The sequence below is a fragment of the Brenneria tiliae genome, from assembly GCF_023347575.1.
GTDB lineage: Bacteria > Pseudomonadota > Gammaproteobacteria > Enterobacterales > Enterobacteriaceae > Brenneria > Brenneria corticis.
In genome coordinates, this window is sequence record NZ_JAKPCB010000097.1 from 43,471 (window position 1) to 65,860 (window position 22,390).

The 22,390-nt window shown below is 56.7% G+C and carries 22 protein-coding genes and 1 other RNA gene; 13 read left to right on the forward strand and 10 right to left on the reverse strand.

The features are described 5' to 3' along the window. Nucleotides 1-23: 23 nt before the first annotated feature. From MFP24_RS11435 to MFP24_RS11460, 6 genes are all read right to left on the reverse strand, one after another. Nucleotides 24-248, reverse strand: a complete 225-nt coding sequence (locus MFP24_RS11435; RefSeq protein ID WP_249230200.1) for an MbtH family protein — start codon at nt 246-248, stop codon at nt 24-26. A 1-nt stretch (nt 249) separates the two neighbouring features. After that, nucleotides 250-1,596: an enterochelin esterase gene (gene fes, locus MFP24_RS11440; RefSeq protein ID WP_249230201.1), complete on the reverse strand. Its 1,347-nt coding sequence runs from the start codon at nt 1,594-1,596 to the stop codon at nt 250-252. 130 nt (nt 1,597-1,726) lie between these two features. Further along, nucleotides 1,727-3,859, reverse strand: a complete 2,133-nt coding sequence (locus MFP24_RS11445) for a TonB-dependent siderophore receptor (protein WP_407061995.1) — start codon at nt 3,857-3,859, stop codon at nt 1,727-1,729. A gap of 276 nt (nt 3,860-4,135) precedes the next feature. After that, nucleotides 4,136-4,960 (reverse strand): ABC transporter ATP-binding protein, encoded by an 825-nt coding sequence (locus MFP24_RS11450; RefSeq protein WP_249230202.1) that lies wholly within the window; start codon nt 4,958-4,960, stop codon nt 4,136-4,138. A 34-nt stretch (nt 4,961-4,994) separates the two neighbouring features. Continuing rightward, nucleotides 4,995-5,186, reverse strand: coding sequence for a hypothetical protein (locus tag MFP24_RS11455; protein WP_249230203.1), 192 nt, complete (start codon nt 5,184-5,186; stop codon nt 4,995-4,997). A 5-nt stretch (nt 5,187-5,191) separates the two neighbouring features. Beyond that, nucleotides 5,192-5,872: a YtjB family periplasmic protein gene (locus tag MFP24_RS11460; protein WP_249230204.1), complete on the reverse strand. Its 681-nt coding sequence runs from the start codon at nt 5,870-5,872 to the stop codon at nt 5,192-5,194. A gap of 165 nt (nt 5,873-6,037) precedes the next feature. Between MFP24_RS11460 and serB the strand changes: the two genes are divergently transcribed. The 3 genes from serB (at nt 6,038) to nadR (ending at nt 9,739) form a co-directional block, all read left to right on the forward strand. After that, nucleotides 6,038-7,015: a phosphoserine phosphatase gene (gene serB, locus MFP24_RS11465; protein WP_249230205.1), complete on the forward strand. Its 978-nt coding sequence runs from the start codon at nt 6,038-6,040 to the stop codon at nt 7,013-7,015. Between the two features lie 17 nt (nt 7,016-7,032). Further along, entirely contained in the window at nt 7,033-8,418 is a 1,386-nt protein-coding gene (gene radA, locus MFP24_RS11470; protein WP_249230206.1) for a DNA repair protein RadA, read from the forward strand. A 64-nt stretch (nt 8,419-8,482) separates the two neighbouring features. Next, nucleotides 8,483-9,739 (forward strand): multifunctional transcriptional regulator/nicotinamide-nucleotide adenylyltransferase/ribosylnicotinamide kinase NadR, encoded by a 1,257-nt coding sequence (gene nadR, locus MFP24_RS11475; RefSeq protein ID WP_136167899.1) that lies wholly within the window; start codon nt 8,483-8,485, stop codon nt 9,737-9,739. On the opposite strand, the gene MFP24_RS11480 is transcribed toward nadR, so the two are convergent. From MFP24_RS11480 to zapA, 3 genes are all read right to left on the reverse strand, one after another. Then, on the reverse strand, nt 9,711-10,325 hold the full coding sequence (locus MFP24_RS11480; protein WP_249230207.1) for a 5-formyltetrahydrofolate cyclo-ligase: 615 nt from the start codon (nt 10,323-10,325) through the stop codon (nt 9,711-9,713). The two genes, nadR and MFP24_RS11480, sit on opposite strands and share 29 nt — an antisense overlap. A 46-nt stretch (nt 10,326-10,371) precedes the next feature. Further along, a non-coding RNA gene (gene ssrS / locus MFP24_RS11485) (6S RNA) lies at nt 10,372-10,555 on the reverse strand. 74 nt (nt 10,556-10,629) lie between these two features. Further along, nucleotides 10,630-10,959 carry a cell division protein ZapA gene (gene zapA / locus MFP24_RS11490; protein WP_048639681.1) on the reverse strand — a complete coding sequence of 110 codons (330 nt, stop codon included), beginning with the start codon at nt 10,957-10,959 and terminating at the stop codon, nt 10,630-10,632. A 185-nt stretch (nt 10,960-11,144) separates the two neighbouring features. On the opposite strand from zapA, the gene MFP24_RS11495 reads away from it, so the two are divergent. The 7 genes from MFP24_RS11495 to MFP24_RS11525 all read left to right on the forward strand — a co-directional run bounded on the left by MFP24_RS11495 (nt 11,145) and on the right by MFP24_RS11525 (nt 17,639). Next, nucleotides 11,145-11,729 (forward strand): YecA/YgfB family protein, encoded by a 585-nt coding sequence (locus MFP24_RS11495; protein WP_249230209.1) that lies wholly within the window; start codon nt 11,145-11,147, stop codon nt 11,727-11,729. Between the two features lie 67 nt (nt 11,730-11,796). After that, on the forward strand, nt 11,797-13,113 hold the full coding sequence (gene pepP / locus MFP24_RS11500) for a Xaa-Pro aminopeptidase (RefSeq protein ID WP_249230217.1): 1,317 nt from the start codon (nt 11,797-11,799) through the stop codon (nt 13,111-13,113). Between the two features lie 59 nt (nt 13,114-13,172). Continuing rightward, nucleotides 13,173-14,351 carry a 2-octaprenyl-6-methoxyphenyl hydroxylase gene (ubiH, locus tag MFP24_RS11505; RefSeq protein ID WP_249230222.1) on the forward strand — a complete coding sequence of 393 codons (1,179 nt, stop codon included), beginning with the start codon at nt 13,173-13,175 and terminating at the stop codon, nt 14,349-14,351. Between the two features lie 25 nt (nt 14,352-14,376). After that, nucleotides 14,377-15,588, forward strand: a complete 1,212-nt coding sequence (gene ubiI / locus MFP24_RS11510) for an FAD-dependent 2-octaprenylphenol hydroxylase (RefSeq protein ID WP_249230223.1) — start codon at nt 14,377-14,379, stop codon at nt 15,586-15,588. A 197-nt stretch (nt 15,589-15,785) separates the two neighbouring features. Next, nucleotides 15,786-16,643 (forward strand): DUF3289 family protein, encoded by an 858-nt coding sequence (locus MFP24_RS11515; RefSeq protein ID WP_249230224.1) that lies wholly within the window; start codon nt 15,786-15,788, stop codon nt 16,641-16,643. A 6-nt stretch (nt 16,644-16,649) separates the two neighbouring features. Then, nucleotides 16,650-17,114: a DUF943 family protein gene (locus MFP24_RS11520; protein ID WP_249230225.1), complete on the forward strand. Its 465-nt coding sequence runs from the start codon at nt 16,650-16,652 to the stop codon at nt 17,112-17,114. A 48-nt stretch (nt 17,115-17,162) separates the two neighbouring features. Beyond that, a complete protein-coding gene (locus MFP24_RS11525) occupies nt 17,163-17,639 on the forward strand; it encodes a DUF943 family protein (protein WP_249230226.1) in 477 nt (158 codons plus the stop codon). 67 nt (nt 17,640-17,706) lie between these two features. Here the strand turns inward: MFP24_RS11525 and curA are convergent, their stop codons facing one another. Continuing rightward, nucleotides 17,707-18,744 carry an NADPH-dependent curcumin/dihydrocurcumin reductase gene (gene curA, locus MFP24_RS11530; RefSeq protein ID WP_249230227.1) on the reverse strand — a complete coding sequence of 346 codons (1,038 nt, stop codon included), beginning with the start codon at nt 18,742-18,744 and terminating at the stop codon, nt 17,707-17,709. Nucleotides 18,745-19,137: 393 nt separating this feature from the next. Between curA and MFP24_RS11535 the strand changes: the two genes are divergently transcribed. The 3 genes from MFP24_RS11535 (at nt 19,138) to MFP24_RS11545 (ending at nt 22,274) form a co-directional block, all read left to right on the forward strand. Next, nucleotides 19,138-19,440: an isochorismate lyase gene (locus MFP24_RS11535; protein WP_249230228.1), complete on the forward strand. Its 303-nt coding sequence runs from the start codon at nt 19,138-19,140 to the stop codon at nt 19,438-19,440. A 115-nt stretch (nt 19,441-19,555) separates the two neighbouring features. After that, complete coding sequence (locus MFP24_RS11540; RefSeq protein WP_249230229.1) at nt 19,556-20,683, forward strand: isochorismate synthase; 1,128 nt, start codon at nt 19,556-19,558, stop codon at nt 20,681-20,683. 1,048 nt (nt 20,684-21,731) lie between these two features. Then, entirely contained in the window at nt 21,732-22,274 is a 543-nt protein-coding gene (locus MFP24_RS11545) for a YagU family protein (RefSeq protein ID WP_136167907.1), read from the forward strand. Nucleotides 22,275-22,390: the final 116 nt, after the last annotated feature.

Here is a 22,390-nt window from a genome sequence, read left to right on the forward strand (position 1 = left end):
AACTGAAGCCTCCTGCTGGTGGATTATGATGCTTTTTGCGCGTTGCGCAGACTGGCTGGCCGCATATCGACCCAGTTGGCATCAAGCCATGCGACGCACTCCGCGCGCGGCAAGGGCCCCAGCACGGTTCGCCAACCTGGAGGCGTCGCCTTGAAATCCGGCCACAGGCTGTACTGCTCCTCATCATTAATGAGTACCAGGAAGAGATAACGTTCATCATCGAACGGATTTTGAATTTGCTGTTCCATGTTATGGCTCCTGTCTGCTGGCGGTGATGATCGCCGCCGGTGAATTTGTGCGCATTGCCGGGAAATCCGGCGACCAGAGCGCCGTCAGGCCGTCAATCAGCCCGCCGCGCCAACACAGGGCGTCGTGACCGCCGTTAAGCTCCCGGTAATACAGGGAATGGTGGGTATGGCGCAAGACCTCGAACAGGCGTTGATTAACCCGGTGGATCAGCGCTTCGCGCTGCCCTGCCTCCACAAAGATTTTCAGTTTGCCGCCGCTGCCCAGCCCTTGTTTAATTTGTTCAATTAACCGGCACTCGCCGTCAGCAGCTTCGGTCGCCGATATCAGATCTCCGCGCGGCCACCAGAAAGAGCCGGACTGGCTGAGCACGCAGCCGAAACGTTGCGGCCAATGCAATCCCGCAAACAGCGCCGCCAGCCCCCCATAGCTTTGCCCGGCCACCACGGTAGTGCCGGCATCGGCCTGATGGGCGCAAATCCCGGCGATCTGCGGCAGCAGTTCTTCCTGAACCGCCAGCCAGAATTGTTCGTTGCAGGGCAATTCCCGGCCCCGATGCTGCTGATCGATAACATCAATCAGCAGATAAACCGCTTCCGGCAAGTGGCCGGATTGCGTCTGCTTTATCAGCGCGGACCAGAGGGGCATTCCCGACGCCCAGAACTGGCCGTCCAGCAGGATCGCCAATGGGCGCTTATCGGGCTGCGTCTCACCGGTGTTGAAAACCCAGACCGTTCGGGTGTTATCAAGACGCTGACTGTGCCAGCGATAGGGTTGCAAACGCGCCGCGGGAGGTTGATAACCCGAGCCGAGGTCGAAGTCGCGCCAGGCCGGTTGCGGCGGCGCATCGGGCAGATGCAGTCCCGACAGCGGGTGTCCGCGACCGCTGTGCCAATACCTGCGCCGGTTGAGGGGATCGTGCGTCGCCTGTTTTAACATCTCACACCACCATTTACGCTGCGCCAGGCGCTGGCTGCGGATGTCGCCTTCAGGAGGGATAAAGCGCTGCCGGGCGGCGGCGGGAATAAACGAGTAGCTGCCGCGCCAGTTCGACTCCAGAATAGTACTCCAGTACCAGACATCGGTGCCCGGCAAACGCGCCATCGACTCCGGCGACATACTGTGATGGTCGGTAACGCAATTGATATCTATCCAGACATGGCGAATAGCGGATGTCTGCTCGCTGCCTTGCGGGTCGCGCCAAAAGAAGGTAACCCGAAAATGGTTGGCGGAGAGTTTTTCCAGGCGAGGTATCTCTTCCTTGCTCAATTCCCCCCACCACGCCTCACTGCCGGCATCGCGCCGGCGCAGCATCAATTGAATCGGGGGTTGCTCAGCATGGTGATTCATAGGACTACTCTCTCTGCCGTGAGCCAATCTAATCGGGCACGCCGGGTTATTCCGAACCTTCGGAGCCATAACCCGGAGCGCCGCTATACAACATGATTGATCGCTACGAACGGATCAATGACCAGAGACGCTACCACTCATAATTAACCGTCGCGGTAACCGTACGCCCAATACCGTAGAAGCAGGAGGTGTTGGAAGCACAGGCGGAGACATATTCTTTATCGAAAATATTGTTAAGATTGATCTGCGCCGACACGCCCTTCAGCGATGGCGTCAGCCCGCCCAATTCATAGCTTACTTTCGCGTCGTATAAATCGACCGCCGGAACTTTAAAGGTGTTCTGGGCGTTACCCTGACTGGTGCCGATATATCTGGCGCCGAGACCGATACCCAGGCCGCTGGCCGCGCCGGAGTGGAAATTGTATTCCCCCCACAGTGAAGCCATATGCGAGGGAACGCGCGCCGGAGTCTTTCCCTGAGTACCGGCCACGGTGGTTTTGACGGTTTCGGAATCGATATAGCTATAGGAGGCGATCAGATTGATGGATTCGCTCAATGCCGAACGTACTTCCGCCTCCAGCCCCTGGTTGCGAATCTCGCCGACCGGTTCAAACCATCCCAGGCTGCTGTTATAGGTGGAAACGTTTTGCTGACGCAGATCGTACAGCGACAGGCTCATCAGGGTATTCCAGCCCGGCGGTTGATATTTAATTCCGACTTCAACCTGTTTGCCTGTGGTTGGTGAAAAAGGCGACGTTCCAGGCGCACGATTGGTTTGCAGGTTGGGTTCAAAAGAGGTGCTGTAGCTGATATACGGCGAAACCCCGCTATCGAAGGCATACAGCAAAGCGGCTCGACCGGTAAATTTCTTATCGTTTTGCTGTATCTGACTGCTTGCAAGATAATCGTCGGTGCGCACTTCGGTCCAGTCATAGCGCCCCGACAGCAGCAGATTCCAATTGTTCCATTCCATCTGATCCTGCACATAGACGCCAAGCTGATCCAAAGTCTGTAGCTGATCCGTACTCTTGATTAGTGAACTCTCATCCACCGCTACGCCATAAATGGGGGAAGACCAATCGAGTTGGTAACTTGTACTACTGCCCCGCCACAGCTCCTGCCGATCCTTGTTCCATCGGTAGTCCAACCCGGCTAATACCAAATGGTCTACCGCACCGGAGGCGAATTGAGCCTGTAACTGATTATCCAGCGCGAACTCATCGGTATCACGTTCTTCCCGCTGGGCCCGTCGGTTCAATACATAGGTGCTGGCGGAGTTTGAATAGACGAAATATTTGTATTTTTGACTGATACCGGCATAACGTGCATTCTGCCTGATAGTGAACACATCATTGATGACATGCTCAAATTCATATCCGATAGTGGATTGCTCGCGCTCCGATTTATGAAACGAAGGATCGCTGACATTGAAATCCTGGGGAATATAGCCACGCTCGGTACCGAATACCGTGCCCACCGCCGGCAGGAAGTTACGGTAGCCGGCTTCCGGGTCTTTCTGGAAACTGGTCAGCAACGTGAAGCGGGTATCAATATTGGGGTGCCAAGTAAGCGACGGGGCGATCGCGTAGCGAGTTTCTTTATAATCATCGACCTGATTATGCTGGGTGCGTGCCAGACCGTTGAAGCGATACAGCAGAGTATCATCATCATTCAACGAACCGCCAAAGTCAAATGCCCCCTGAGCCAGGTCATCATTGCCGCCTTTCAGTTGGATTTTACGTATCGGGGTGGCCGTCGGACGTTTGCTGGTCATACTGACCAGGCCGCCGGGATTTACCTGGCCGTAGAGCACTGACGCAGGGCCTTTGACTACCTCTATCCGCTCCAGCAACCAAGGGTCGATCACGCCGGTTTGGGATCCGGCCGAAGCACCAAAGCTCAAACCGTCCAAAAAACGCGGCACGTAGGAAAGCCCGCGAATAAACACCTCGTCATAGCGGTTGGAACTGCCTCGGTATTCGCTTACCACCCCGGCGGTATAGCGTAAAGCCTGCGGAACGGAGGAGACATCCTGCGCATCCATCTGATCGCGGGTTATCACCGAAATAGATTGTGGCGTTTTTATCAAAGGGGTTGCTGTTTTACTCCCGGCCTGGCTGGTAGTGGCCACTATTCCTTTCAGCGGGGCGGTGGGCTGTTCGTTCGTCTTCCCGGCGATCACGGTAATGGTGTCGTCCTGGGACTTGACCGTGCCTGCGGCCATTGCCTGCAATGGATGCACCATTGTCAGCACCAACCCCATGGATAAGGGAGCGTAAATACTTTTTTTATCCTTTATTTTCATATTATTAACCTTTACGCAGATATATTAACATCATTAATGTAACCAGATTTTGCCGCCAAAAACTTTAGCACAGCAAAAAAATAAAATGCTAATGATATTTATTATCATTAGCATTTTATTTGAAAATTCATCCGCTTTTAAGTGGTTAACGCACGAAAATTTACCCTGGCGGGCGTTTTAGCGGGAGATAAATCATTAGACCCAAACAGAGGTTCGAGCCTGACTGGACGTCATCTATTGTCGCATTAACCCCGAATCATCAGGAATCGTGTCGTAACGCCCACAGGGTACAATCAGCGGCGTGTGGGATATCGGGTCGTCAATGATCACGCTGCGCATGCCGAACACCTGGCCGATCAGTTCGGCGCTGACGATCTCGGCCGGTTTCCCCTGCGCCATAATCCGTCCGTCCTGCATCACGATCAGATGGTCGGCGTAACGGCAGGCCTGATTCAGGTCGTGCAGAACCGCCACCAGCGTGCGGCCATGCTGTTGGTGAAGATCGCGAAACAGATCGAGCAGATCAATCTGATGAGCCATATCCAGCCAGGTGGTGGGCTCGTCCAGCAGTAACAGCGGCGTCTGCTGCGCCAGTACCATGGCTATCCATACCCGCTGGCGCTGCCCGCCGGACAGTTCATCCACACTGCGGTCCGCCAGCGAACCGACGTTGGTGGCGCTCATCGCCTGTTCCACCGCATCCTGATCCGCCGCGCTCCACTGGCGCAACAGGCTCTGATGCGGATAGCGCCCGCGCGCCACCAGATCGGCCACGGTGATGTTATCCGGCACGATGGCATGCTGCGGCAACAGGCCTATTTGCCGTGCCAGCGCTTTAGTGGGGAGGTGGTGAATATTTCTTCCGTCCAGCAGCACTTCACCCGCCAACGGTTTCAACAGCCGGCACAGCGCGCGCAGCAGGGTTGATTTGCCGCAGGCATTGGGGCCGATAATCACGCTGAATTGATTATCCGGGATCGCGACGCTCAGGGCTTCCGCGACGATTTTTTTATCGTACCCGAGCGTAAGGTTGCTGGCATGCAAGAGATTCGTCGTCAATGCTTTTTACTCTTCAAATATTAACTATGGATGATTAATGGCGCGCTTCACCAATCAGCAGCCAAATCAACGCCCTCGCCAAAGAATGGAGATGATAATTATTACCATTAGCATATCCATGCCGCCATGGTAGCATGCGTTTTTTATCAAATACATTGATGTAAAGCGGATGACTCGCGCAATTACCGCCCCCAGGAACGCCAGTAATCAGCTCGAAGGCTGCCACAAAACCTAACCTTCCTTTCCCCCCCGCCCGTCGCCATCCGCCCCGGCTTCATTCTCCGCGCCGTCATCCTCTTTTACCGGCGTGCCGGCGGTGAGCAGATAAGGCGACTGCTGCCAGCGGGTGCGGCGGTTCTGCAACAGGGTGCGGGTCAGAATGATGCCGATGGCCAGCGACAGCAGGATCATTAAACGCAGAATATTGGTGGTGTTATCCACCTGCTTGGCTTCCGTCTCCAGCACGTGCGTATCAAGGGTAACGCGCAGAAACCCTATCGGGCCGTCTTTTCCCTCGATCGGCTGCACCAGCTGATGATTAAAGTAGCTGCCCACCCGGTTGCCATCCAGCGCCAGCCGGTCCCGGAGCGGAACCTGCTCGCCGGCGCGGGCCACCAGCGAACCGTCCTGCTGATAAATGCCGGCATCCAGAATGCGGCTGTGATCGGTGAGTTGCTTAAGGATATTATTAATGTTCCGGCTGTTGTCGTCGGCGCTTTCCAACAGCGGCGACAGGCCGTAGGCGACCTGTCTGGTCAGGGTGCGCGCCAGCTCTTCAACCTGCTCGGAGCGCGCCATCTGGTGGCTCAGGCTGAAATAGGACGCCCCCTGCATTAATATCACCAGCAGAGTTAAGCAAATCAGCACAATGGCTGTACGATGGAGGCGGAATTTCACCCGGGCCCGAACCATGATAATCCTTACGCGTTTTGGATACTTTATGTTGCCAGAAGCGTTGACGATAGGATAGCTTGTTGCCCTGTTTTCCGACCGATATCTTTGTGGCTGCCGGATACCTATACGCGCCGGACAGGTCGTGCCCAGCCATATCATTACCGCCAGTAGAGGATCTGCCCCATGTCGAATAGTCTGACCTATCGTGATCTCCCGGACGAGATTAACCATTGGCCCGGACTGCCGCTGTCGCTGAGCGGCGATGAAGTGATGCCGCTCGATTACCGCGCCGGAGATAGCGGCTGGGTGCTGTACAGCGACGTGCTCGACAAGAATTTGCTGGCCCGCTTTCAGCGTCGGCTGGGTGCGGCGATGGTGATTGTCAGCGCGTGGAGCGTGGGGGATTATCAGGTGGTGCGGCTGGCGGGCACGCTGACGCCGCGGGCGAGCAAGCTGGCGCATGAGCTGAATATGGACGTTGCCCCCATGCGCAACTCCCCCACCCTGCGGTCGCCGGGTTTGCTGGTGATGGATATGGACTCCACCGCGATTCAGATTGAATGCATCGACGAAATCGCCAAACTGGCGGGCACCGGCGATTTGGTGGCCGAAGTGACCGAACGGGCGATGCGCGGCGAGCTGGACTTTGCCGCCAGCCTGCGCCAGCGGGTGGGCACCTTGAAAGGCGCCGATGCGGATATTCTGCATCAGGTTCGCCAAACCCTGCCGCTGATGCCGGGGCTGACCGATATGGTTCGCCAGCTTCAGGAGGCCGGCTGGCACGTCGCCATCGCCTCCGGCGGGTTTACCTATTTCGCCGATTATCTGCGCGAAGAACTGGGCCTGGTCGCCGCCGTCGCCAACGAGATGGGCGTGCGGGACGGTAAACTGACCGGCGAAGTCGTCGGGCCGATTATCGACGCCAAATACAAAGCCGCCACGCTGCGCCAGCTGGCGGAGAAACTGGAGATTCCCCCGCAGCAGACGGTGGCCATCGGCGACGGCGCCAACGATCTGCTGATGATCAAAGCCTCCGGACTGGGCATCGCCTATCATGCCAAACCGAAAGTCAACGAACAGTCGGCCGTCACCATTCGTCATGCCGACCTGACCGGCGTGCTGTGCATCCTCAGCGGCAGCATGAGACACGAAAAACGCTAATTCAACCGAGGTGATCCGTGGCAAAAGCAGTCAAACGCGCCTTTGTATGTAATGAATGCGGAGCAGATTACCCGCGCTGGCAGGGACAGTGCAGCGCCTGTCACGCCTGGAACACCATTACCGAAGTTCGTCTGGCGGCGGCCTCCTCCTCCTCGCGATCCGATCGTCTGACGGGCTACGCCGGCGAGAGCGCTGGCGTCAGCCGGGTGCAAAAGCTGTCGGAAATCAGCCTGGAGGCGTTGCCGCGCTTTTCCACCGGTTTTCAGGAGTTCGACCGGGTGCTGGGCGGCGGCGTGGTGCCGGGCAGCGCCATTCTGATCGGCGGCAGCCCCGGCGCGGGTAAAAGCACCCTGCTGCTGCAAACGCTGTGCAAGCTGTCCGAACAGATGAAAACCCTGTACGTGACCGGGGAAGAGTCGTTGCAGCAGGTGGCGATGCGCGCGCACCGCCTCGGTTTGCCCGCCCACAACCTGAATATGCTTTCCGAAACCAGCATCGAACAGATTTGCCTGATCGCCGAGCAGGAACAGCCGAAGCTGATGGTGATCGACTCCATTCAGGTGATGCACCTGGCCGATATCCAGTCGTCTCCCGGCAGCGTGGCGCAGGTGCGGGAAACCGCCGCCTATCTGACCCGTTTCGCCAAGACGCGCGGCGTGGCCATTATCATGGTCGGCCACGTCACCAAAGACGGTTCGCTGGCCGGCCCGAAAGTGCTGGAGCACTGCATCGACTGCTCCGTGCTGCTGGACGGCGACGCCGACTCCCGTTTTCGCACCCTGCGCAGCCATAAAAACCGCTTCGGCGCGGTCAACGAGCTGGGCGTGTTCGCCATGACCGAACAGGGGCTGCGTGAAATCAGCAATCCGTCCGCCATTTTCCTCAGCCGCGGCGACGAAATCACTTCCGGCAGCTCGGTGATGGTGGTGTGGGAAGGCACGCGCCCGCTGCTGGTGGAGATTCAGGCGCTGGTGGACCAGTCGATGATGGCCAACCCGCGGCGGGTGGCTGTCGGGCTGGAGCAAAACCGGCTGGCCATTTTGCTGGCGGTACTGCACCGCCACGGCGGCCTGCAGATGTCCGATCAGGACGTGTTCGTCAACGTGGTCGGCGGCGTCAAGGTGACGGAAACCAGCGCCGATCTGGCGCTGCTGCTGTCGCTGGTGTCCAGCCTGCGCGATCGCCCGCTGCCGCAGGATCTGGTGGTGTTCGGCGAGGTGGGGCTGGCGGGGGAGATCCGCCCGGTGCCCAGCGGCCAGGAGCGTATCGCGGAAGCGGCCAAGCACGGCTTTAAACGCGCCATCGTGCCGCACGCCAACATGCCGAAAAAACCGCCGGCCAATATGCAGGTTTTCGGCGTCAAAAAGCTGGCCGACGCGCTGGATATTCTCGACGAGCTGTAAATTCCGCCACGCATCCGGCGCGCTGTGGTATCTTGTTTAGTACACTAAACAGGAGCGTCGGACTATGTCGCCATTCGATTATCTGAAATCCGCCATCCGGCAAAAGGGATGTACCTTGCAGCAGGTCGCCGATGCGACGGAGATGACCAAGGGCTATCTCAGCCAGTTGCTTAACGCCAAGATCAAAAGCCCCAGCGCGCAGAAGCTTGAAGCGCTGCACCGTTTTCTCGGGCTGGAATTCCCGCGCCACGAAAAAAAGATAGGCGTGGTATTCGGCAAGTTCTACCCCCTGCACACCGGGCATATCTATCTGATCCAGCGCGCCTGCAGCCAGGTGGACGAACTGCACGTCATTCTGGGCTACGACGAGCCGCGCGACCGGCAGCTGTTTGACAACAGCTCCATGTCGCAGCAGCCGACGGTCAGCGATCGCCTGCGCTGGCTGTTGCAAACTTTTAAATATCAGAAGAATATCCGCATCCATGCCTTTAACGAACAGGGCATGGAGCCCTATCCGCACGGCTGGGACGTATGGAGCAAAGGGATTCGCGCCTTTATGCAGCAAAAAGGCATCGAGCCGAATTTCGTCTATACCAGTGAAGAACAGGATGCGCCGCAATACCGCGAACAGCTGGGAATCGAGACGGTATTGGTGGATCCGCAGCGTTCATTTATGAGCATCAGCGGTTCGCAGATCCGCCGCGACCCCTTCCGCTATTGGGAATATATCCCCACCGAAGTAAAACCTTTCTTTGTGCGCACCGTGGCCGTTCTCGGCGGCGAATCCAGCGGCAAATCCACGCTGGTCAACAAGCTGGCAAATATCTTCAACACCACCAGCGCCTGGGAATACGGCCGGGATTACGTGTTTTCCCATCTGGGCGGCGACGAAATGGCCCTGCAATATTCCGATTACGACAAAATCGCACTCGGGCAGGCGCAGTACATTGATTTCGCGGTTAAATACGCCAATAAAGTGGCCTTTATCGATACCGACTTCGTTACCACGCAGGCGTTTTGCAAAAAATATGAAGGGCGCGAACATCCGTTCGTTCAGGCGCTTATTGATGAATACCGTTTTGATCTGGTGATTCTGCTGGAAAACAACACGCCGTGGGTGGCGGACGGCTTACGCAGCCTGGGCAGCGCAACCGCGCGCGCGGAGTTTCAGAATCTGCTGAAAAAAATGCTGGTAGAGAACGGCATCCGTTATGTCCACGTGGAAGAATCAGACTACGACTCGCGTTTTCTGCGCTGCGTCGAGCTGGTGCAGCAAATGCTGCGGCACGAGCTTACCAGCGCCAACAGCGCGAAGGGGTGATGATTTCCGGCAGCGGGATGTCCCAGCGCTCCGCCGGCAGCAGGTCGACCTGCTGGCAATCGTGCGCCAGGCCGATAGGATAGGGCCCGCCCTGCTGCCAGTGGCGCAAGGTGCGGTCATAGAAACCGCCGCCCATCCCCAGCCGCTGCCCCTGCCGGTCAAACGCCACCAGCGGGGTCAGCAGCACGTCCAGCCGTTGCGGGGGCAGTACCCGCCGCACGTCCAGACGGGGCTCTAAAATCTTCAGCCGGTTCAGCACCAGTTCGCTATCGGGTTCGTAGCGCAGAAACAGCAAATTCCCGGCGCTGAACGGATGCAACGCCGGCAGATAAACCCGTTTGCCCCGTTGCCAGAGCCGCTGAATCAGCGGCTGCGTATCCAGTTCGCCGTCAAATGACAAAAACACCGCGATGCTGTCCGCCTGGCGTATTTTCTGATGCGCCAATGCCCGCTCCAACGCCTGCTGAGCGAACAGCGCCTGCTGCTCCGCGCTGAGCTGACGACGGCGCTGACGCACATCGCGGCGGATCTGCCGGCGAAGCTGGTCTGAAGAGAGCGGCGGTATGGATGATGGAATCGGCTGCATACAGAATGGGGGGCGATAGCCGCGAACGATCGCAGGTGAAGGAAAGGGAATCTCCGAGATGCCGCTGCGGGCTGTAACCCTTGAACCCTTGGTTCAAGGTGAACATAACGTCGCAGTCTTAAGGCTTCTCGGACGGACCGAGCATGCTCACCAACCACGGAGCGTTACATTCTATTGGTTTGAAATATCGGCTCAGGGGACTGGCCCGCTGACAAACATCTCAGAGAAATTTTATTCGTTACTCGCTATAAACCTTAGCACGTCTTATCGCGTAAAAACACCCGACTTTTATCAAAAACCAAGGTTACTCAAACTGCGCGCCCTGACGATCGGTGATGCGGCCCTGCTCCAGCAACGCCTGTTCGATGGTCTGTTGCAGCATACGGATACGCTGCTCCATGTTGGCGGCATAGTCGCGGGTTTTTCCCCGTTCCTGCGCCAGTTCATGGCACACGTTCAGCGCGGCGATAAACACCAGCTGCTCTGTGTTGGTGACTCTGGTACGAACTTTAAGATCTTGCAACCGCTGGTTAAGATCTTCCGCAGCCTGATTCAACGCTTCCTGTTGCTCTGGCGGACAATTGACTCTTAACGATCGGCCAAAAATCTGAATATCTACTGGTTGTGCAGACATACCCTTCCTGCCTTATTTCGTTTTCGCGCCCGCTAGGGATAAAACCTGCGCCGTCTGGCCGCGGCCAGTCAAAGCGGGCGTCACTATATATATCCAAAATATAAGATACAAGCCCTTTCTGGTATACCCCCCGAGCTTGGTGGTAGCATAACACGAACTAATCCTGCCAACGATGACGAATGCGCATGTCCATAGAGAACACGTTTCCAGGCTATGAAGCCCTGGACAAGCTGCTACACCAGCAGCAGATCGCCCTGACCGCCGCTGAAATGCATGGTTTGATCAGCGGCATGCTGTGCGGCGGCAACCATGACGACAGTTGGAGAACGCTGGTTTTTGAGCTGACCAACGAAGGGATGGCCTTTCCGCAGACGCTGTCCCAGCCGCTTCAGCACCTGTATCAGACCACGCGGGAAACGCTCGAAGACGAGGGTTTTATGTTTCAGCTTTTTCTGCCGGACGATAACGACGAGTCGGTGACGGTTTTCGACCGGGCCGACGCGCTGTCAGGCTGGGTAAACCACTTTCTGCTGGGGCTGGGCGTGGTTCAGCCGCGTCTGAACAAAGCGCAGGGCGAGCTGAAGGAAGCCATTGATGATTTACGCAACATCGCCCAGCTCGGCTATGACGAGGATGAAGATCAGGAAGAGCTGGAGCAATCCCTTGAAGAAGTGATCGAATATGTCCGCGTCTCCGCCATCCTGTGCCATAACGAATTTATCAGCCCGCCGGTTATCGCGCCGCAACGGCAAAAACCGACGCTGCATTGATTTCATCGCTACTCGCATACCCACGCGCGGGATGGTGAACAGAACGGAATACTTTCAGGAGCAGGAGATGAGTCAACAAGAGTTCCTTCGCCGTCGTCAGACGCTGCTGGAGAAAATGGCGCCCGCCAGCGCGGCGATTATTTTTTCCGCCCCCGAAGCGACGCGCAATGCCGACAGCGATTATCCCTACCGTCAAAACAGCGACTTCTGGTATTTCACCGGCTTTAACGAACCGGAGGCCGTGCTGCTGTTGATTAAAAGCGATGAGAAACATCATCATAGCGTGCTTTTCAACCGCGTTCGCGACCTGACGGCCGAAATCTGGTTTGGCCGTCGTCTCGGGCAGAAAGCCGCGCCGGCGGCGCTTGGCATCGATCGGGCGCTGCCCTTCGATGAAATCACCAGCCAGCTGCCGGTGCTGCTGAACGGCCTGGACGCGATCTATCACGCCCAGGGACAATACGCCTACGCCGATAAGCTGGTGTTCGCGGCGCTAGACAGGCTGCGCCAGGGCACGCGCCAGGGGTTCATCGCCCCGCCGACGCTGACGGACTGGCGGCCGTGGGTCCATGAGATGCGGCTGTTTAAATCGCCGGCGGAAATCAGCATCCTGCGCCGCGCGGGCGAGATCAGCGCGCTGGCGCATACGCGGGCGATGCAGGCCTGCCGCCCCGGCATGTTCGAGTATCAGTTGGAAGGGGAAATTCACCACGAATTTACCCGCCACGGCGCGCGCTACCCTTCTTACAACACTATCGTCGGCAGCGGCGATAACGCCTGTATTCTGCACTACACCGAAAATGAAACCCGGATGCGCGACGGCGATCTGGTGCTGATCGACGCCGGGTGCGAATATCAGGGCTATGCCGGCGACATTACCCGCACCTTCCCGGTCAACGGCAAGTTCAGCCCCGCGCAGCGCGCCATCTATGACATCGTGCTGCGTTCTCAGCTTAAAGCGCTGGAACTGTTCGCGCCGGGCCGCAGCATCCGCGAAGTCAATGAGGAAGTGGTGCGGGTTATGGTGAGCGGGCTGGTCGAGCTGGGCATCATGAAGGGCGAAGTCGAAGCGCTGATGGCGGAACAGGCGCACCGCCAGTTCTTTATGCACGGACTGAGCCACTGGCTCGGGCTGGACGTGCACGACGTGGGCGATTACGGTTCGAGCGATCGTGGCCGTCCGCTTGAACCCGGCATGGTGCTGACGGTGGAGCCCGGCCTGTATATCGCCCCCGACGCCGACGTTCCCCAGCAGTACCGGGGCATCGGCATCCGTATCGAAGATGACATCGCGATCACCGCGGACGGCAACGAAAATCTTACCGCCGGCGTGGTCAAAGACGCCGATGCCATTGAAGCCCTGATGGCGCAAGCCGGCGCATAATGGCTTCCGGCAAGGCGCGGTCCGGCGCTAATCTGCAATCACAATCAGGATAACAACGCATGACGGTAATGATTGTCGGCGGCGGCATGGCCGGCGCGACGCTGGCGCTGGCGATATCCACCCTTTCGCAAGGCAAGGTGCCGGTTGAACTGGTCGAAGCGAAGTCGCCCCTCGACCGCCGGCATCCGGGGTTCGACGCCAGAGCGATAGCCCTGGCGGAAGGCACCTGTCGGCAGTTGGAAAACATCGGCATCTGGCAGGCGCTGGCGGACTGCGCCTCGGCGATATCCCACATCCACGTCAGCGACCGCGGCCACGCCTGCTTCGTCAACCTGAACGCCGCCGACTACCGCGTTCCGGCGCTGGGCCAGGTGATGGAACTGCACGCCGCCGGACGGCGCCTGTTCTCGCTGCTGCAACAGGCTCCCGGCGTGCGGCTGCACTGCCCGGCGCAAGTGGTGGCGGTCACCCGCACTCAGACCGACGCCACCTTAACGCTGGATAACGCTACGCAGCTGACCGGACGGTTGCTGGTGGCCGCCGACGGTTCGCACTCCAGGCTGGCGCAATCCTGCGGCGTTCAGTGGCAACAACAGGAGTACGGTCAGATCGCCGTTATCGCCAACGTCACCACCTCGCAGCCGCATCAGGGCCGCGCCTTTGAACGTTTTACGCCGCACGGACCGCTGGCGCTGCTGCCGATGAGCCAGGGGCGCAGCGCGCTGGTGTGGTGCCATGAGCAAAACCGGCGGGCCGAGGTCGACGGCTGGAGCGAGGCCGAATTCCGCCGGCAGTTACAGTTGGCCTTTGGCTGGCGTCTGGGCGCGTTTACCCATATTGGTGAACGCCACAGCTATCCGCTACGCTTACTGACCGCCAATCGGCATATTCACCACCGGCTGGCGCTGGTGGGCAATGCGGCGCAGACGCTGCACCCGATAGCCGGGCAAGGCTTCAATCTGGGCCTGCGGGATGTGATGTCGCTGGCGGAAACCATCGTCGAGGCCGCCAACAACCGGCAGGATCCGGGCGGCTATGCCGTCCTAAGCCGTTATCAGCAGCGCCGCCAGCCCGACCAGCAGACCACGGTGGCGATCACCGACGGTCTGGTCAGGCTGTTCGCCAACCGCTACACCGCGTTGGAAATCGGCCGCAATCTGGGGCTGGCGGCGATGAATAATCTGCCGATGATGCGCGATGCCCTGGCCCGGCGTACGCTGGGCTGGGTGGAGCGTTAACCGGACACAACGGGGAAAAACCAATATGCAATCATTCGACGTGGTTATCGCCGGCGGCGGCATGGTCGGTCTGGCGCTGGCCTGCGGTTTGCAGGGCAGCGGCCTGCGCATCGCGGTGCTGGAACAACAGCCGGTCGAGATCCGCCCGCTGGAACAGGCGCATGCGCTGCGGGTGTCCGCCATCAACGCCGCCAGCGAATGTCTGCTGCGCCATCTGGGCGTGTGGGAAAATCTGCTGGCGCTGCGCGTCAGCCCTTACAACGCCATGCAGGTGTGGGATAAAGACAGCTTTGGCAAGATCGGCTTCAGCGGCGAAGAGTTCGGTTTTTCCCATCTGGGACATATTATTGAAAACCCGGTCATCCGCCAGGCGCTGTGGCAGCGCGCCTCTCAGCTGAGCGACGTTACGCTGCTGGCGCCCGCGACGCTGAAACAGGTGGCCTGGGGGGAAAACGAAGCCTTTATCACCCTGCAGGATGACAGCATGCTTACCGCCCGGCTGGTGGTCGGCGCGGACGGCGCGCACTCCTGGCTGCGCCGGCACGCCGATATTCCGCTGACCTTCTGGGACTACGGGCATCATGCGCTGGTCGCCAGCATCCGCACCGCGGCGCCGCATGAATCGGTGGCGCGCCAGGTATTTCACGGCGACGGCATTCTGGCGTTTCTGCCGCTCGGCGATCCGCACCTCAGTTCGATCGTCTGGTCGCTGCCGCCGCATCAGGCTCAGGCCATGCTGGAGCTACCCGCCGGGGAGTTCAACCAGCAGTTGGCGGTGGCGTTCGATACGCGGCTGGGTCGGTGCGAGCTGGAAAGCGAACGGCAGACCTTTCCGCTGACGGGGCGCTATGCGCGCAGTTTCGCCGCCCATCGGCTGGTGCTGATCGGCGATGCCGCGCACACCATTCATCCTCTGGCCGGCCAGGGCGTCAACCTGGGTTTTATGGACGTGGCGGAATTGATTTCCGAGCTGAAACGCCTGCAAGCGCAGGGCAAGGATATCGGTCAGCATCTCTATCTGCGGCGTTATGAACGCAGGCGTAAACACAGCGCGGCGCTTATGCTCGCCGGCATGCAGGGCTTTCGCGAGCTGTTTGACGGCGACAATCCGGCCAAAAAACTGCTGCGCGACGTCGGCCTGCTACTGGCGGATAACCTGCCCGGCGTCAAACCGACGCTGGTGCGGCAGGCCATGGGATTAAACGATTTGCCCGCCTGGCTGGAGAAAGGGAAATAGCCCTCAGGGGGTCGCGCGCGAGCATTATGGCATCCGCCAGCCAGACTTGAGCCTGTTCTGATGACTTGTACCGGTAATGACGCTACTGGACTATAGGGTAAACTGCACGGGTTATTATTGTTTGAAACGGAAGGGAGATATGGCCCGCGCGGCGATAGTTCTCCATTGAACAGACAGGGTAAAAGGATTTCCGGGTAATGACTGAATTGACGACAAGACCGGCCGCATTGCACTTTCCTCATCGCGTTTTTGAAAGCCGGAATAAAATGGATGACTATCAGGCGCCGGACATGCGCTATGGCGACCATAGCGAATCCACCCTCAAAACTATCTTCAGCCTCACGGACGTTTCTACGCGGGTTAATCCCTATACGCACGCCGAGATAGAGGCTCCCGTCTGGACTTACCCGTATGAGCTGGGCCGCAGGCCAAACACCCGATACCTCACCACAGAAAAATGCCTGAGCCGCCTGTTCGCCGAGTTTCACGATCTTGCATGGCCTTTCGCTATGCGCGGGCCTTATGCGCCCCTTATCCATCAGATGATCGACCATATGCGCTACGGCAACGGAGCGACCTTCCGCAGCCCGCTGCTTGATCAGGCGCTGAGAGAACAGCTTGTCGAGGATTTGTCGAAAGACAGCACGGTACTTAATATCAAGGAGTCTCTCCGAGAAAATATCGACTGGAAAAATAAACTGTTTCCGGCAACGGCAGAAAGCGAAATCAAAGAAGCGATAATGAACAGTAAATTGCCAAAGTTTAACCGGCTCGTTGACAACGTCAACGGTATGGGCATTACCGTCCATGATATCTGGTCAGCCCATATCACTCTCAAGTCTCTGCATATTGGCGATAACGACTTTCACGCCGTGATTAACTACCGGGTGCAGGATCATTTCGGGCTGAATGACGAGGATATATTGAAGTGGCTATTTCGCCAGTTTCGTTTCTTTCGCATCTGGTTTGTTCTGCAACACTACGGCCCGCTGGCGCACCGGCCGTTTATCAGCGAGATGGAAACCGAGGTGGAAATAACCGGGACGAGAGGATAAATGAAGATGTTATCGAAAAAGCGTGTAATCGCCGTGCTAACCGTTCTGGCCGTCCTCTACGGCATTATCTGGCTTTCCCGGCCGGTAAAAATCGTGGCGATTCATCAGAATCAGCATTTCAGTCATGTACTGGTGCTGAACTTCCCGCTGACCAACCGTGGGAAAATCGACTGGTGGCTGAAGAATAGAGCGATGCTGCAAGAGCAATACGCCATCCCCAAACGCTCGTCTTATGGCTCCTTCAGCATCACCTTCTGGGATTTCGGTGAGGGGTACAAGGAAAGCGACTACGATCGCCGATGCTTTGAGGATATGCCGGCAGAGAAAAACTGCATCGAAAAACAAATGGTTTTCGCTATAAACGACAATGGCAGAGGCGATATTACTCTTAAAACCCCTAGCCAGTGGTACAAACAGCAGCCGGACGAGAAAATCGTCCCTTACGAACCCCGAGTGCATATAGTCAGATGAATGTCTCATGAGGAAAACAGCCGTTTATCAACGGGATGATTACCAGGGATGAGCCGTATAAAGATTTTATCGAAAAAGCGAGTGATTGCCGTTTTGAGCATTTTGACCGCTGTGCACGCCATTATCTGGCTTTCCCGGCCGGTAAAAATCGTGGCGATTCATCAACGCAACAATTTCAGCGATGTGCTGGTGCTGAACTTTCCGCTGACCAACCGCGGGAAAATCGACTGGTGGCTAAAGAATAGGGCGATGCTGCAAGAGAAATATGCCATCCCCAAACGTTCGTCCTATGGTTCATTCACCATCGATTTCTTGGACTTTAGCGAGGGTTACAAGGAAAGTGAATATGATCGATTGTGCTTTGAGGATATATCGGCAGAGAAAAACTGCATCGAAAAAGAACTGGTTTTCTCTATAGATGACAATGGGAAAGGCAGTATCCTTCTCAAGACGTCTACTCAACTATACAAACAGAAACCTGACGGCGAGTTCGTCCCTTTTGAATTTCAAATGGAAGTTAGATGAATACCTATATGTCGATGCACAGCCTATTCCCCCGCCTCGCAGGCGGGGATGTCGTAATAGCAGGAGATTATTCGTCCGCGCCGACGCGCACCACCAGCTTGCCGAAATTTTTCCCTTGCAACAGCCCGGCAAACGCCTGCACGGCATTTTCCAGCCCGTCCACCACGTCTTCGCGGTATTTGATTTTGCCTTGCGCCACCAGCGGAGATACGGCTTGCCAGAATTCATCGAACCGCGGGCCGTAGTCATTAAAAACAATGAACCCCTGCATGCGGATGCGCTTTTTCAGCAGGGTTCCCATCAGCAGCGGCAGGCGATCCGGCCCATCCGGCAGACCGGTGGCATTGTAGCTGGCGACCAGTCCGCATAGCGGCACGCGGGCCGAGGTATTGAGCAGCGGCAGCACCGCATCGAATACCTTGCCGCCCACGTTTTCGTAATAGATATCGATACCGTCAGGACAGGCGGCCTTGAGACGATCGGCAAAATCCGCCGCGCGGTGATCGATACAGGCATCAAATCCCAGCACCTCAACCGCATAGCGGCACTTCTCCGCCCCGCCGGCGACGCCCACCACACGGCACCCCTGCAGTTTTCCGAGCTGTCCGACCGTCGCCCCCACCGGGCCGGTGGCCGCCGCCACTACCAGCGTTTCCCCCGCCTTGGGCTGCCCGATATCCATCAGTCCCATATAAGCGGTAAAACCCGGCATCCCCAGCACGCCCAGCGCATAGGAGGGATGGTCGGGGGACTGCCCCAGATTGGTTAACGCCCGGCCGTCGGAAACGGCATAGTCCTGCCAGCCGCTATAAGCCTGCACCCAGTCGCCCGGACGATAATCCGGGTGTTTCGAGGCAGCGACCCGACTGACCGTCGCCCCGACCATCACCTCCCCCAGTTCGACCGGTTTGGCGTAAGAAGGCGCGTCGCTCATGCGCCCGCGCATATAGGGATCGAGCGAAAGGAAAACCGTGCGCAGCAGGACTTCCCCCTCTTTTATCTGCGGGATCGGCTGCTGCTCCAGGCGAAAATTATCCTGCGTGGGCGCGCCGTGCGGACGTGAAGCCAGCACAATCCGGCGATTGATCCGATCTGTTTGCGGCATGACTATTCTCCTCTCGAATAAAGCGGAAGCCGTTCCGGAATCTCCAGAAAACGATAAAAGGCGAGAGACGTTCGGCGTCGGCTACCGGCGACATGAATTTAAGCATAGCCTACCGCGCCCTGGCGCCGCTGCATACGCAGCAGAATATCGACAACGTCCGTTATCAGGAATAATCGTAGCCAAGGAGAGTAAATTTTTTATTTCTTATGCTATAACCCAGCCATAAAAATAATATATTTACAGGCTTAATTTTCTCAATGTATTATCCTCATGGCCGGCGGATTTATTATCTTGCCGCGCCATTCGCAAGGATATTCAATTTCATTTTTCGCATAAGTAATACCAGCATGTTGATGCGGTGCCGACAGTCGTTGATTAAAGGAAGGTCCATTTATGCTAAAGCCCAAGGATTGCCGTAACTTACAAGACGTAAGAGAAGGTATTGACGCCATAGATAAGCAGATATTTACTCTTTTCCTGCAGCGCCTGGATTATGTCTATTCGGCCAGCCGCTTTAAGCCCGACGAAGCCAGTATTTCAGCGCCGGAACGCGTGGAAACCATGCTGGATGAGCGCCGGCGCTGGGCAAAAGATCATCATGTCGATGAGAATTTTATTGCGTCATTATACGAAAACATTATTCATGAATTCATTAGTGCGCAAATTAAATTTTGGCGGACCAGTAAATCGTCATAGACTAATTTAATTAAAATATCATATCTATATGATACAAAAACTGCCAGGGAATGAATGGATACGCCGAAATAATAGTCGCGTTTATTTCAGTGCTTCACGACAAAAGGAAGAGAGTATGGGAACGCCATTTCATCACCACAGTTTCTTGTTTTCGTCCGCATTTCGCAGCCTTTATACCGAAGGCGTATTTAAAACCTTAACCTGGCCCGCGTCCGATCCGTCCGCGCTGTGCCAAAAAGTGGCGCATGGATTCGAACAGGCGCGTCTTGCCGGCATAACGCATCCGATCGTGGTGGGCGCCATCCCCTTTGATGTGCGTCAACCGTCATCCCTGTATATTCCTCACGCCTGTCATTTTTTGTCGCGTGAAGCATTCAAACGGAAACTGAGCGCGACGCCGCAAACGCCGCTGCGCATCGTCGACCAGCAGCCATATCCGCAGCAGGAATATTTTCTCGCCATGGTGGAAAACGCCGTAAACACCATACGCCAAGGGGAATTGCAAAAAATCGTCTTATCGCGCCTGCAGTCATTACAGGTTGAGCATCCGCTGAATACCATCGCTCTGCTGGCAACGCTGGCCGATCAAAACCCAAACGGCTACTACTTTCACTTACCCCTGGCGGAAAAGCGCTATTTGTTTGGCGCCAGCCCTGAACTTCTGCTGCGACAACAGGGGCGCGCAATCTGGACCACGCCGCTGGCAGGCACCGCCAAGCGCGCCGCCGATGAACGGCAGGATCGGGATAACCGCGATCGGCTGCTGGCATCGCGTAAGGATCGTCACGAACACCAACTGGTGATAGAAGAAATTCGCAAAACGCTGGCGAGCTACTGCTCATCCCTCAGCATTCCGCCACAGCCCGAACTATTGCAGACGCCCAACCTCTGGCATTTGGCCAGCCCGATAGCGGGAGAGCTGAAAGCCGACAATAGCCAGTCGCTGTCGCTGGCCGGCCTGTTACACCCTACCCCCGCCCTGTGCGGCGTGCCAAAGGAAAAAGCCCGCCGGTTGATTGGCGAGCTGGAACCTTTTGAGCGCGGCGTTTTTGGCGGCATCGTGGGGTGGAGCGACGACGAGGGAAATGGCGAGTGGGCGGTAACCATTCGCTGCGGCACCAGCCAGCAGCAAAACATTCAGTTGTACGCCGGCGCCGGTATCGTCGCCGACTCCGACCCCGCCGCCGAATGGCTGGAAATAGAGGCCAAGATGCGCACCATGCTGCGCGCCCTCGGTCAATAGACGCGTATGGGAGCGCCGGAATCCCCAGAAAATAATTAAGCATTATTTGATACATCGCCTTAGATAGCAGGATGTGGTTTTTTAAAGGTTCTCCTTCGCGTAAAAAATCGCGCTGAGGTGGGCGTGGCCGCCGGGTGAGCGGCACGGACGCCGCGAAAGCCAGTGCCGCGCCGGGAGCGCGTCAATGGCGGCCCGACCAGCGGTCACGAACGCCGAAGGCATCGCGTAGCGACGCGATTTCGCGAAAAGCCCGGGGTCACGGGGCGGCGGCGACTGAGCCGCCTCGTGTCGGGCGCGTGCTGCGACGGTGGCAAAAATCGACTGGGGTTAGTGCGCACGAAACCCTCACTGCGCTTACAGAATTCCTTCTCCAGATTTGTGGAGGAGCCCTCAGCCCAATGGGGGATTAGCTGACGACAAATACCCGGCAATGCAAAATATGCGAACCATCGCACGGTTATTTTATCGCCCGATAAAATAATATATACGCTTAAACACACGGCCGATGCAGAGTTATTATTTATTCAGCGCGCAAAAATCAGCCACGCCCGTCGCATATGCTTATTTAATTTAGTTAGTAAAGCTATTATTTTAAATCGTTATAATGCTAAATAATTAGCCATATTAGTTTCATTTTAAAAATAAATATTTACATAGATATACAATTTGAAATAACAAATAACCCACATCTCGACATCCGGCATCATTATTTTCACATTATCTGCCGTCATATCAGCAATATAAAATCGATCATGTTTGGCGATAGGTGTATTATCATCGCCGAATAAGAGCCGATCCCGATAGATAACGGCGTTGTTGCCCGTTTGGATAGGCTGGTTTGCCAATATCAAATGCTTCTCATCATTGGTGAGGATATGTGCGGCCCAGCGTTCCTGACGGCAAATAACAGCGCGCTATGTGGATTGGTTCTTGCTCCATTTCCATCGGTCACTCTATTAATTAAACAACGTGATGCTTGACTGGATTTAATTCCGCACAGAATTTGTACGGCATTAAACCTGTTACCAGGTTATTAAGGGAGAATAGTATGCAGTTACGAACCACAAAGGAAAAAATCCTGTTGGCAATACTCGTCGGGATAATTGCCGGCCTCGTTTGCGCCCTGGCCAAGTTTGGCTGGGAAATTCCTTTTCCGCCAAGAACGCCGCTGCGGGATATGACCAACCCGCCGCAGGAGTTACTGCAACAGCTCGGCATGTCCTATGAACTGTCGCACATCACCTATCTGTATAATGGCAACGCCAGACCAATCATGAGCTTTATCATGCACTTTGGTTTTTCTATTACCTTTGCCGTGCTCTATTGCGTCATCGCCGAGTTTAATCCCAAAATCAAACTCTGGCAGGGCGCCTTTTACGGTCTGGTGCTCCACATTGTATTCCACGTTTTCCTGCTGCCGCTGTTCGGCACCGTTCCGGCGCCGTGGGATCAGCCGTTCGCCGAGCATTTCTCTGAGCTTTTCGGCCATATGTTCTGCTTCTGGCTGGTGGAAATCGTCCGTCGCGATATACGCAACCGTATTACTCATGCGCCGGATCCTGAAGTCGCCGCGGCTGAAGCCACGCGCTGATTTCTCCTGCTCCGCCATACCGGCCGCCTTATCCACAGGCGGCCGTTTTTATCTTCTCGCCGAACCTAGCCGTTTCAACTCGCTTCCCGCCGGTACTACCGTTGTTGCTATATGCT